Source organism: Variovorax glacialis (assembly GCF_051216375.1).
Lineage (GTDB): Bacteria > Pseudomonadota > Gammaproteobacteria > Burkholderiales > Burkholderiaceae_C > Variovorax.
The window spans coordinates 146,434-157,323 of sequence record NZ_JBPJZT010000013.1 but is presented as its reverse complement, the minus strand read 5'-3'; the positions used below and the strand labels follow the sequence as shown (position 1 = coordinate 157,323).

General features: G+C 66.5%; 10 protein-coding genes. 5 read left to right on the top strand and 5 right to left on the bottom strand.

Features of this window, described 5'->3' with window-relative positions; all coding sequences use genetic code 11:
* Positions 1 to 81: 81 nt before the first annotated feature.
* The 5 genes from ACSFBL_RS27305 to ACSFBL_RS27285 are packed head-to-tail and all read right to left on the bottom strand — an operon-like array spanning position 82 to position 4,525.
* Positions 82 to 963: an MBL fold metallo-hydrolase gene (locus ACSFBL_RS27305; RefSeq protein WP_435518959.1), complete on the bottom strand. Its 882-nt coding sequence runs from the start codon at positions 961 to 963 to the stop codon at positions 82 to 84.
* Positions 960 to 1,178, bottom strand: coding sequence for a DUF2783 domain-containing protein (locus ACSFBL_RS27300; RefSeq protein WP_435518958.1), 219 nt, complete (start codon positions 1,176 to 1,178; stop codon positions 960 to 962). The genes ACSFBL_RS27305 and ACSFBL_RS27300 overlap by 4 nt, the downstream gene beginning before the upstream one ends.
* Complete coding sequence (locus ACSFBL_RS27295; RefSeq protein WP_435518962.1) at positions 1,175 to 2,833, bottom strand: FAD-dependent oxidoreductase; 1,659 nt, start codon at positions 2,831 to 2,833, stop codon at positions 1,175 to 1,177. Before ACSFBL_RS27295 ends, ACSFBL_RS27300 begins: the two co-directional genes overlap by 4 nt.
* A gap of 17 nt (positions 2,834 to 2,850) precedes the next feature.
* Complete coding sequence (locus ACSFBL_RS27290) at positions 2,851 to 3,972, bottom strand: alpha/beta hydrolase family protein (protein ID WP_435518957.1); 1,122 nt, start codon at positions 3,970 to 3,972, stop codon at positions 2,851 to 2,853.
* Positions 3,965 to 4,525 (bottom strand): VOC family protein, encoded by a 561-nt coding sequence (locus ACSFBL_RS27285; RefSeq protein WP_435518956.1) that lies wholly within the window; start codon positions 4,523 to 4,525, stop codon positions 3,965 to 3,967. Before ACSFBL_RS27285 ends, ACSFBL_RS27290 begins: the two co-directional genes overlap by 8 nt.
* 91 nt (positions 4,526 to 4,616) lie before the next feature.
* Between ACSFBL_RS27285 and ACSFBL_RS27280 the strand changes: the two genes are divergently transcribed.
* The 5 genes from ACSFBL_RS27280 (at position 4,617) to ACSFBL_RS27260 (ending at position 10,890) form a co-directional block, all read left to right on the top strand.
* Entirely contained in the window at positions 4,617 to 5,525 is a 909-nt protein-coding gene (locus ACSFBL_RS27280) for a LysR family transcriptional regulator (RefSeq protein ID WP_435518955.1), read from the top strand.
* An 84-nt stretch (positions 5,526 to 5,609) separates the two neighbouring features.
* The gene (locus ACSFBL_RS27275; protein ID WP_435518954.1) at positions 5,610 to 6,800 is read left to right on the top strand and encodes a phosphoglycerate kinase; all 1,191 of its coding nucleotides are present in this window, start codon (positions 5,610 to 5,612) and stop codon (positions 6,798 to 6,800) included.
* Between the two features lie 177 nt (positions 6,801 to 6,977).
* Positions 6,978 to 8,426 carry a pyruvate kinase gene (gene pyk / locus ACSFBL_RS27270; protein ID WP_435518953.1) on the top strand — a complete coding sequence of 483 codons (1,449 nt, stop codon included), beginning with the start codon at positions 6,978 to 6,980 and terminating at the stop codon, positions 8,424 to 8,426.
* A 391-nt stretch (positions 8,427 to 8,817) separates the two neighbouring features.
* The gene (gene fba / locus ACSFBL_RS27265) at positions 8,818 to 9,882 is read left to right on the top strand and encodes a class II fructose-bisphosphate aldolase (RefSeq protein WP_435518952.1); all 1,065 of its coding nucleotides are present in this window, start codon (positions 8,818 to 8,820) and stop codon (positions 9,880 to 9,882) included.
* Between the two features lie 102 nt (positions 9,883 to 9,984).
* Positions 9,985 to 10,890, top strand: coding sequence for a phosphoribosylaminoimidazolesuccinocarboxamide synthase (locus ACSFBL_RS27260; RefSeq protein ID WP_435518951.1), 906 nt, complete (start codon positions 9,985 to 9,987; stop codon positions 10,888 to 10,890).

The following is a 10,890-nucleotide window of genomic DNA, read 5'->3' as shown; positions in this document are numbered from 1 at the left end:
AGCTTCAACTCAACGCGATCGCGAGACAATTGAACGAGAGGCCGCGCAAGACGCTCGGCTTCCATACACCCGCTGAGATGTTCAGCGAATGTGTTGCATCGACCGGTTGAATCCGCACTGGAAGACGGGCCAGTCGCCGAAGCGCGGCTTCATCGCCAGCTCGGCGCGTTCGAAACAGCCGCGCAGGCTGTCGCCCGCGTCGATGCCCAAACGCACGCTGGTGATCAGTGTCGAGAGAAAGCCTTTCGTGAGCGCGATCGCTTCGGCGCACGCGCCCTGGCCCTCGAGCACGGCGCCGCGGCCGGGCACGAGCACCCGGGGCTCGAGCGCGGCGACGGCATCGAGCGTCCCGGCCCAGTCCTGGATGTAGGCGTCCCCGGCATAGACCCCGCAGCGGTTCTCGACGACATCGCCGGAGAACAGCACGCCGCAATCCGGCAGCCACGCGACGGTGTCGCCACCCGAGTGGCCACGGCCGAGGCACATCAATCGAACTTCGCGCTTGCCGAGCCACAGGCTCATCTCGCGTTCGAAAGCCATGGTCGGGATGGTGAGGCCCGGGATTTCCTCGACGCCGGCGAAGAGGCGCGGAAAGCGCCCGACTTCCCAATCGAAATCGGCCTGCCCGCGCTCGCGCACCCAGTCCAGCGTGCCCTGGCTGGCGATGATGGCCTGCACGTCGTCGAAGGCGCTTGCGCCCATCACCCGCACCGCGTGATAGTGCGTGAGCACGATGAACTTGATCGGCTTGTCGGTGACGGTGCGGATGTCGGCGAGGAAATCGCGCGCCATGCGCGGCGTGGGCCGGGTGTCGATCAGCACGACGTGCTCGTCGCCGACGATGAAGCCGCAGTTGGGGTCGAAGTCGCTGATGTAGCCGTACACGTCGGGCGCGAGTTCGCGCACCTGCGGCTTCTGCTCGCGGGTGTCGGACGCGGAGGCGAAGGAGACGGTCGTGTTCATGCTGGGCTTTGAGGGTCGTGATGCGTGAATTCACCGCTCTCGCGTGCAGCTGAGATGCAGTCCAGCAGCACGGCCTGGTCGCCGCACTGGTTGGCGAGCAGGAGCACGAGACGCGCGTTGAAGTCGGCGCTTTGGGATTCGGTCAGTCCTTCGACCGCGCCGATCCAGGCCGCGTAAAAGCCGTCTGGATCGGGAATGTGGGGCTCGGTGATCATGGCGTCCTGCTTTCCTCGGCGATGGCCAGCGCGGCACGAAGCGCGACTGAAATCGAAGCGGGCGCGGGATGGCGCAGCACAGCAGCGCGATAGGCGTCAGGGCGCACCAGGCACAGGCTGCCGGCCGCTGGATGTCCGAGATGCCGCGCGAGCACTTCATCAGGCTGCAGCGTGGGCAGGCCGCTGTCGCCGCCCACCGCCACGAGGCGAACCGGCAACGACGCCACAGCATCGGAGACGGCCGCAGCCTCCGCGCGCGTCGGCGCGAACCAGAGGCCGAGGCATTGCGTGCCGTCGGCCAGCAGGTCCATCAGCGTGGTCGGCGTTCCGTCCGCGTGACGCAGCGGCAGGTTCTGCATCGTCCGCGCGCCCTCGGGCAAGTGAGGCGCGACGGGGTAGTCGTTGGCGACCGACATGCGACCTGTGTTCACGAGCGCACGGGCGAAGGCGTGACGCGAAGCGAGCGCGACCACCGCACGCCGCAGCGTGTGCTCGGCCGGCGATCGCGGCGCGAGGAAGCGCGCCGACCGACTCGTGACGCGGAGGTTCTCTGCCGCAGCCGGGCGCCGCTCGGCATCGTAGGTGTCGAGCAGCGCATCGCCCGCCTCTCCTTGCGCGAGCAGTGCAAGCTTCCAGCCGAGATTGGCCGCGTCCTGGATGCCACTGTTGCCGCCGCGCGCGCCGAAAGGACTCACGACGTGCGCCGAGTCGCCGATGAAGAGGATGCGGCCATGGCGAAATTTGTCGAGCAGGTGATCGCGATAGCCGTAGGGCCCGATCCAGACGAACTCGAACTCCACACCCGGGCCGAGCTGCTCGCGCAGGCGCGCACCGGCCACTTCCGGCTTGCTGATGTGCGCCGTGTCGCAATCCTCGGGCATCTGGTAGTCGATGCGCCAGACGCCGTCTCCCATCAGGTGCTGCCAGACCGCGCGACCTTCGTTGAAGGGTGCGTCGACCCAGGTCCAGCGCTCGGTCGGCAGCGGCTTCCTGAAGCGCACGTCGCTGATGCACCAGCGATCGGTGCTGCGCGACGGATGCGCATCGATGCCGAGCTGTGTGCGGATCGGGCTGTTGGCGCCGGTGGCGTCGATGAGGTGGTCGGCCTCGATCGTGTAGTTGCCTGCCGGGGTTTCGACCTGCACCCGGACGCCGTCCTCGAGCTGCGTCACCTGCGTCACGCGGCTTTTCCACCGCAGGTCGGTCAGCCCGAGTTCCAGAATGCGGTCGACCAGGAACCACTCGACGTAGAACTGCTGCAGGTTGATGAAGGGCGGCTGCACCGACACGCTGTCGGTCTTCAGGTTGAAGTTGTAGACCTCCTGCTCGCCGGAGAAGGTGCGGCCGAAGGACCATGTGATGCCTTGTCGCGCGATGCGCTCGTAGATGCCGAGGCGCGCGAAGATCTCCAGGCTTTTCTGCGCGTAGCAGATGCCCCGCGACGAGGCGCCGCGCACGCCTACGGTGTCGTCCTCGTCCAGCAGCACCGCGCGCACGCCGCGGCGTGCGAGGTCGCAAGCCAGCGTCAGCCCGGCCGGGCCGGCGCCGACGATCACGATCGGATGGCGGGTGATGGCTTCGCCTTCCAGTTCGGGCGGCGGGACGAAGGGCCAGTGCGGCAGCTCGTACGCGGGAGCGAAGGTGTAGCTTTCCATCGGTGTGTCGGGCGTGCTCACAGCGCGTGCGCCCAATCGGCGACCGCATCGGCGGCCTCGAGCACCAGCCCTGGCTGCCCGGCGAGATAGTGGTTGCCGCCGACGATGTCGACGTTGCGGATGCGCGCGCCGCCCGCGGCCATCCACGCATCGCGCGTGCTCGGGAAGGTCGACTGGTCGCCGGTGTACGTCAGCAGCAGCTTGGGCACTGTCGTGCGCGCGAGATTCGACGGGCCGTCAGCCTGTGACCGCGAGGACCATTGCGACAGGAAAGCGGTCAGCGAGGTGGTGCGGCCCATCGCATTGGCCGAATAGTTGACTTGCCGCGCATCGCCCCAGACGCTGCCGGGCGAGCGATCGTTCGCATCGATCGACAGGTCGACGCAGCGCGGGTCCGCATGCGTGCGATAGAGGATGAAGGCCTGGTCGCGTGGCGCGCCGGGCGTACTGCGCAGCATCCGAAGCCGCTCTACGGCCCAGTTCTCGATGCGGTAGAGGCGAGACTTCTGGGCCGCGCTGAATCGCGCGAGGAATTCGGCGCTGTAGGGCACTTCGTGGCGCGCGTCGTACATGTCCAGCTCGGGGTCCACCGACATCGAATCGTGCTCGTCGGTGACGGAGGGATCGATCCAGTCACGCATCAGCTTCGATCGGCCCTGGTGCGCGGCGCACAGCGCGATGCCATCGACCGGTGGCAGGTCGTCGGGATGCAGGTGCGTCGGATCGCCATCCGGAAAGTGGTGTGCCGTGAGCTGCTCGGCCTGCGACTGGTAGAAGCTCGCCAGCGCGGCGCCGCCCGAGTTGCCGATCAGCACCACCTTCTCGTACCCGGCTGCCCGCAGGAACTGCACGCCGGCGCCCAGGTCCTGGATGGCGCGCTCCATCAGCAGCACCGTGTCGTTGCCCATGTAGCGCGAGTTGAGGCCCATGCAGCAGATGCCGCGCTCGGCCAGCGGGCCGATCAGGTAATGGCCCATGAAATTGCTGGTGGGATGCATCACGATGGCCGCGACCTTCTTCGGGCCGCCCGGCGCGCGGTACGCGCCATAGATGCGCGGGCGCAGCATCTGCAGGCCCGACTGGCTTTCCAGCGAGGCGCCGGGCTTGACGTCGATGACCGCCAGGTGCATATCAGCCATGGTTCGCAGCCTTCCGCAGTTCGGCCTTTCGGAGCGTCCAGGCGTCCAGGTCAGCGCGGGCCCGCCGGGCGTGGGCGTCCATCTCGGCTTTGGACACCGTGGGTGTGGTGAGTTCGAGGCGGATGCCATTCGGGTCGAAGAAGTAGATCGACTCGATGATGTGATGGTCCGTCGGACCCAGCACTTCGACGCCGGCCGCTTCGAGCCGGGCCTTCGCGGCCATCAGTTCATCGACCGAATCGACGCGCAGTGCGATGTGGTTGACCCACGCGGGCGTATTGGGCGAAGGCAGCGCGGCGACGTCGTCCCCCAGGTCGAAGAAGGCGATGTGCGAGCCGTCGCGCATCTGGAAGAAGATGTGGACGTAAGGGCAGAACTCGCCGGTGCTGGGGACGTGGTCGCTCTTGATCACGTGGGTCAGCGGCAGGCCCAGCAGGTCTTCGTAGAAGCGCCGGGTTTCTTCACTGTCGCGGCAGCGCCAGGCGAAGTGGTGCAGGCCTTGCACAGGCACGGGCACGGACGATGTGGCGAGAGGCGCGTTCTCGGCGGGCATGGTTTGTCTCCATCAGGGGCTTGCAGGGATTGGGCCGTGGTTCTTCCTATGATTCAATCGAAATAAATTCATTGATTGATGAAGAGAGACCATGAATCTGACCCTGCGCCAGTTGCGCGCCTTTGCCGCGGTCGCCGAGACCGGCAGCTTCACGGCGGCGGCTGCGACCCTGCATCTCACGCAGTCGGCGTTGAGCGTGCTGGTGCGTGAACTGGAGCGCGAGATGGGTGTGCAGCTCTTCGATCGCCACACGCGGCGCGTGCTGCTTTCCGAGGCCGGGCGCGAATTCCAGCCTTCCGTGCAGCGGCTGCTGGCAGACCTCGCAGGCGCGGTGGCCGGCGTGACCGACCTGCGCGACAAGAAGAAGGGCGTGCTGCGCCTGGCTGCACCACAGCTCATGGCCTGCACCCTGATGCCGCGCGTGATCGCGGCCTACCGCGAGCGCCACCCGGATGTTGACGTTCGACTGGCCGACACGCTGCCCGAACACTTGCTGGACGGCTTGCATTCGGGCGAGGTCGAGCTGGCGGTGGGCCAGGACGTGGCGGTGGAAGCCAGCATCGAGCGACGCACGCTGTTCCGCGACCGTCACTGGCTGATCTGCCCGCCGGACCACGCCTTCGCGCGTCGTCGAAAGGTGCGCTGGAGCGAACTCGGGCCCTACACCTTCATTGCACCGACGCGTGACTTTCGCCAGCGCGTGCTGCCCGAGCTGGAAGCGGATGCGCGCGAATTCATGCTGCGTGCGACCACGCAGGAGGTGTCGTACATGACGACCGCGCTCGGCATGGTCGCTTCCGGCCTGGGTGTCACGGTCTGCCCGACCTACTCGGCGTCGCTGGTGCGTGCCCACGGGCTCCAGATGGTTCGGCTCGACCAGCCGGACTTCCACCGCGAGGTCTGCGTGTATGGAGCGTCGAGGCGTTCGCTCTCGCCGGCGGCGGCCAGTTTCGTGCAACTGCTGGAAGGCTTCGTGCAGAAGCCGGGGCTCGCCGGCTGACATTCGCCTGCAAGCGGCCCAAACCTACAATGTCCGCTGCTGCCCGTCGAGGCACTTTCATTCGCATCCAACCTGCCCAATCCCATGAACGTTCTTCGATTCACCGACCTCTGTGCGCAAGGCAAAGTCTCCGGCCAGCGCGTGTTCATCCGAGCCGACCTCAACGTGCCGCAGGACGACACGGGCCGCATCACCGAAGACACGCGCATCCGCGCCTCGGTGCCGTGCATCAGGCTGGCCCTCGATGCGGGCGCGGCGGTGATGGTGACATCGCACCTCGGCCGCCCGACCGAAGGCCAGTTCAAGCCCGAGGATTCGCTGGCGCCTGTTGCGGTCCGCCTCGGTGAACTGCTCGGCCGCGAAGTGCCGCTGGTGTCCGACTGGGTGGATGGCGTGCAGGTGGCGCCCGGCCAGATCGTGCTGCTCGAGAACTGCCGTCTCAACAAGGGCGAGAAGAAGAACGACGAAGCGCTCGCGCGAAAGCTCGCCGCGCTGACGGACATCTACGTCAACGACGCCTTCGGCACCGCGCACCGTGCCGAGGCCACCACCTATGGCATCGCGCAGTTCGCCAAGGTGGCCTGCGCAGGCCCGCTGCTGGCCGCGGAGATCGATGCCATCACCAAGGCGCTGGCCCATCCGCAGCGGCCACTGGTCGCGATCGTCGCGGGCTCCAAGGTCAGCACCAAGCTCACCATTCTCAAGAGCCTGGCCGACAAGGTCGATCAGCTGATCGTCGGTGGCGGCATCGCGAACACGTTCATGCTGGCTTCCGGCCTGAAGATCGGCAAGTCGCTGGCCGAGCCGGACCTGCTCGACGAGGCCAAGGCCGTGATCGAGGCCATGCGTGCGCGCGGCGCCGCGGTGCCGATCCCGGTGGACGTCGTTACGGCGAAGGCCTTCGCTGCCGATGCGCCTGCGACGGTGAAGGACGCGAGCGACGTGGCGGATGACGACCTGATCCTCGACATCGGACCGAAGACCGCCGACCTGCTGGCCGCGCAGCTGCGCGAGGCAGGCACCGTGGTGTGGAACGGTCCGGTGGGCGTTTTCGAGTTCGATGCCTTCGCCAATGGAACGAAAACGATCGCCGATGCCATCGCCGGCAGCAAGGCCTTCTCGATCGCCGGGGGCGGCGACACGCTGGCCGCGATCGCGAAATACGGCATCGAGGACAAGATCGGCTACATCTCGACCGGCGGCGGTGCCTTCCTGGAAGTACTCGAGGGCAAGACGCTGCCGGCCTTCGAGATCCTGTCCAAGCGCGCGGGATAGGGCTCGCCCCCAGGCTGCGCACACTTCGTGTCGCTTCGACTTCCCCCTGCCGGGGGCAACACCGGCGGACCGGCTGAGCCGGATCCGCGGTGTTTCCGGGCTGAAGGGGGCGGGGATAAAACGCTGGCGGTGGTTGGGTAAAGTGTATACAGTGTGGAATACAAACCGGAGACTTGAATGAGCACGACCCGCCTTCCCCGACATGCCACCAAGATCGTCGCGACGCTGGGTCCGGCGTCGAATTCGCCGGAGCTGCTGGAGCAGATGATCAACCACAAGGTCAGTGTGGTGCGGCTGAACTTCAGTCATGGGACCGCGCAGGACCACATCAATCGCGCGGCGATGGTGCGCGAGGCGGCCCGCCGCACGGGGCGGGAGGTGGCGATCATGGCGGACCTGCAGGGGCCGAAGATCCGGGTTGGCAAGTTTGCCGACGGCAAGATCTGGCTGGAGCCGGGCGCGAAGTTCGTGCTGGACGCTTCGCGGACCGAACTGGGCGACATCGACGCCGTCGGTCTCGACTACAAGGACCTTCCGCGCGACGTGAAGCCCGGCGACAGCCTGCTGCTGAACGATGGGCTCATCGTGCTCACCGTCGATGCGGTGAAGGGCGATGCGGTCCACACCACCGTGCGGCTGGGCGGCGAACTGTCCAACAACAAGGGCATCAACAAGCAGGGTGGCGGCCTCACGGCGCCGGCGCTGACGGCCAAGGACATGGAAGACATCAAGACGGCGATGAGCTTCCAGGCGGACTACGTGGCTGTGAGCTTCCCGAAGAACGCGACCGACATGGAAATGGCGCGGCAGCTGTGCAATGTGGCGGCGGCTGAATTTGGTCACAAGCCCGGCATGATCGCCAAGATCGAGCGCGCCGAGGCCATCCCCAAGCTCGACGAAATCCTGCGCGCCAGCGACGGCATCATGGTCGCGCGCGGCGATCTGGCCGTGGAGGTCGGCAATGCCGCGGTTCCGGCGCTGCAGAAGAAGATGATCCGCATGGCGCGGGAGATGGACAAGGTCGTCATCACCGCGACGCAGATGATGGAGTCGATGATCACCAACCCCGTGCCCACGCGCGCCGAGGTCAGCGACGTGGCCAATGCGGTGCTCGACGGTACTGACGCCGTGATGCTCTCGGCCGAGACGGCTTCCGGGCGCTACCCTCTCGAAACCGTGCAGGAGATGAGCCGAATCTGCGAGGCCGCCGAAGCAGCCGAAGACCTGCACCTTGACGCCGATTTCAGCGGCCAGAAGTACAGCCGCATCGACCAGTCGATCGCGATGGGTGCGCTCTTCACTGCCCACCATCTGGGCGCCAAGGCGATCGTCGCGTTGACGGAATCGGGCTCCACGCCGCTGTGGATGAGCCGCCATCGCGCGCACATCCCCATGTATGCGCTGACGTCCCGGCTGTCGACGCAGCGCAAGATGGCGCTGTATCGCAACGTGCGCCCGCTGCTGATGGATTCCGAGAGCGATCGCGACACGGCGCTCGAACAGGCCGAGGCGCATCTGAAGAAGCGGGGCATCGTGCAGACGGGCGATGTCTATGCAATCACGTGCGGCGAGCCGATGGGCGCGCCGGGGGGCACGAACATGCTCAAGATCTGCAGGGTTAACTGACTCGCCCCCAGGCTTGCCCACTTCGTGTGGCCGCCTACCCCCTACCGGGGGCAACACCAGCGGCCCGGCGGAGCCGGTTCCGCGGGGTTCCTGAGCTCGCCCCCAGGCTTGCCCACTTCGTGTGGCCGCCTACCCCCTGCCGGGGGCAACCCCTGCGGCCCGGCTGAGCCGGTTCCGCGGGGTTTCTGGACTCGCCCCCAGGCTTGGCTACTTCGTGTGGCCGCCTACCCCCTGCCGGGGGCAACCCCTGCGGCCCGGCTGAGCCGGTTCCGCGTGGTTTTCCGAATGGCGGGGCGCTGAGTTTGGGGCCTTGGGGGTGATTGGCGGGGGCGGTAAGTAGAATCGTTGCAGTTTTTCCGATCCATCCCTAGATTTCCCGCGAGGTAATTCCATGGCACTCGTTTCGATGCGCGAACTGCTCGACCACGCCGCCGCCAATGGCTACGGCATCCCGGCGTTCAACGTCAACAACCTCGAACAGGTCCAGGCCGTGATGGAGGCCGCGAAGGAAGTCGGCGCGCCCGTCATCCTGCAAGCGAGTGCCGGCGCCCGCAAATACGCGGGCGAAGCCTTCATCAAGCACCTGATCCAGGCGGCCATCGAGGCCTATCCGACGATTCCGCTGGTGATGCACCAGGATCACGGCCAGAGCCCGGACGTCTGCAAGGGCGCCATCGACCTCGGCTTCAGCTCGGTGATGATGGACGGCTCCCTCGAAGCCGACGGCAAGACCATCGCCAGCTACGACTACAACGTCGACGTGACCAAGAAGGTCGCCGACATGGCGCACAAGTACGGCGTGACCGTCGAAGGCGAGCTCGGCTGCCTCGGTTCGCTCGAGACGATGAAGGGCGACAAGGAAGACGGCCACGGCACCGACGCTACGATGACGCGCGACCAGCTGCTGACCGACCCCGAGCAGGCCGCCGATTTCGTCAAGCGCACCCAGATCGATGCGCTGGCCATCGCGATCGGCACCAGCCACGGCGCCTACAAATTCACCCGCAAGCCCACCGGCGACATCCTCGCGATCGATCGCATCAAGGAAATCCACCGCCGCATTCCCAACACCCACCTGGTGATGCACGGCTCGTCAAGCGTCCCGCAGGACCTTCTGGCGCTCATTCGCCAGTACGGCGGCAACATGAAGGAAACCTACGGCGTGCCGGTCGAGGAAATCCAGGAAGCCATCAAGCACGGCGTGCGCAAGATCAACATCGACACCGACATCCGCCTGGCCATGACCGGTGCGGTGCGCAAGTTCCTCGCCGAGAACCCCGAGAAGTTCGACGCCCGCGAATGGCTCAAGCCTGCGCGCGAAGCCGCCCGCCTGATCTGCAAGCAGCGCTACATCGAGTTCGGCTGCGAAGGCCAGGCCCCCAAGATCAAGGGCGACAACCTGCAGGTGGTCGCCGCGAAGTACGCCAAGGGCGAACTCATTCAAGAGGTCGTTTAACCCCCAGGCTCCGCGCACCCCCCAGTCCGCACCGGCCACCGTTCGCGGTGGCTTTTTTCTGCGCGCACAATCTCTGTCGTCTTTCGCATCCGACTCAGCCCCATGACCACCGTCCACACCTCCACCATCCAGAGCCTTCCGCTGCTTGCGCGCGGCAAGGTGCGCGACAACTATGCCGTCGGCAATGACCGCATCCTGATGGTCGCGAGCGACCGGCTGTCCGCCTTCGACGTGATCATGGGCGAGCCGATTCCCGGCAAGGGCGTGATCCTCACGCAGATGGCGCTGTGGTGGTTCGACCGGCTGGGTCACCTGTGCCCCAACCACCTCACCGGCGAAGCGCCCGAGAGCGTGGTGACGCCTGACGAAGTGCCGCAGGTGAAGGACCGCTCCATGCTGGTCAAGCGGCTCAAGCCGATTCCGGTCGAGGCCGTCGTGCGCGGCTACCTGGCGGGCAGTGGCTGGAAGGAGTACCAGGAAAACCGCGCCGTCTGCGGCGTGCCGCTGCCCGAAGGCCTCACCAACGCCAGCAAGCTGCCGCTGCCGATCTTCACGCCGGCCGCCAAGGCGGAGGCGGGAGCGCACGACGAGAACATCAGCTACGACAAGGTGGTCGAGATCGTGGGCCCGAAGCTGGCCCAGCAGATTCGCGAGACCAGCATCGCGATCTACGAGACGGCGGCCGAGATCGCGCTCGGCAAGGGCATGATCATCGCCGACACCAAGTTCGAATTCGGACTCGATGAAGCCGGCACGCTGGTGCTGATGGACGAGGTGCTGACCCCCGACAGCTCGCGCTACTGGCCGGTCGAAGGCTACGAGGCCGCGCTTGCGGCCGGCATCAATCCGCCGAGCTACGACAAGCAGTTCGTGCGCGACTGGCTCGAGGCCACCCGGATCAACGGCAAGCCCTGGGACAAGACGCCGCCGGCGCCGCGCCTCCCGGCTGAAGTGATCGAGAAGACCGCCGCGAAGTACCGCGAGGCGCTGCAACGGCTCACGGACTGA

Coding starts and splice junctions, on each gene's coding strand:
- ACSFBL_RS27305 (WP_435518959.1), bottom strand. CDS start 963: ATGAACACGACCGTCTCCTTCGCCTCCGCGTCCGACACCCGCGAGCAG.
- ACSFBL_RS27300 (WP_435518958.1), bottom strand. CDS start 1,178: ATGATCACCGAGCCCCACATTCCCGATCCAGACGGCTTTTACGCGGCC.
- ACSFBL_RS27295 (WP_435518962.1), bottom strand. CDS start 2,833: ATGGAAAGCTACACCTTCGCTCCCGCGTACGAGCTGCCGCACTGGCCC.
- ACSFBL_RS27290 (WP_435518957.1), bottom strand. CDS start 3,972: ATGGCTGATATGCACCTGGCGGTCATCGACGTCAAGCCCGGCGCCTCG.
- ACSFBL_RS27285 (WP_435518956.1), bottom strand. CDS start 4,525: ATGCCCGCCGAGAACGCGCCTCTCGCCACATCGTCCGTGCCCGTGCCT.
- ACSFBL_RS27280 (WP_435518955.1), top strand. CDS start 4,617: ATGAATCTGACCCTGCGCCAGTTGCGCGCCTTTGCCGCGGTCGCCGAG.
- ACSFBL_RS27275 (WP_435518954.1), top strand. CDS start 5,610: ATGAACGTTCTTCGATTCACCGACCTCTGTGCGCAAGGCAAAGTCTCC.
- pyk (WP_435518953.1), top strand. CDS start 6,978: ATGAGCACGACCCGCCTTCCCCGACATGCCACCAAGATCGTCGCGACG.
- fba (WP_435518952.1), top strand. CDS start 8,818: ATGGCACTCGTTTCGATGCGCGAACTGCTCGACCACGCCGCCGCCAAT.
- ACSFBL_RS27260 (WP_435518951.1), top strand. CDS start 9,985: ATGACCACCGTCCACACCTCCACCATCCAGAGCCTTCCGCTGCTTGCG.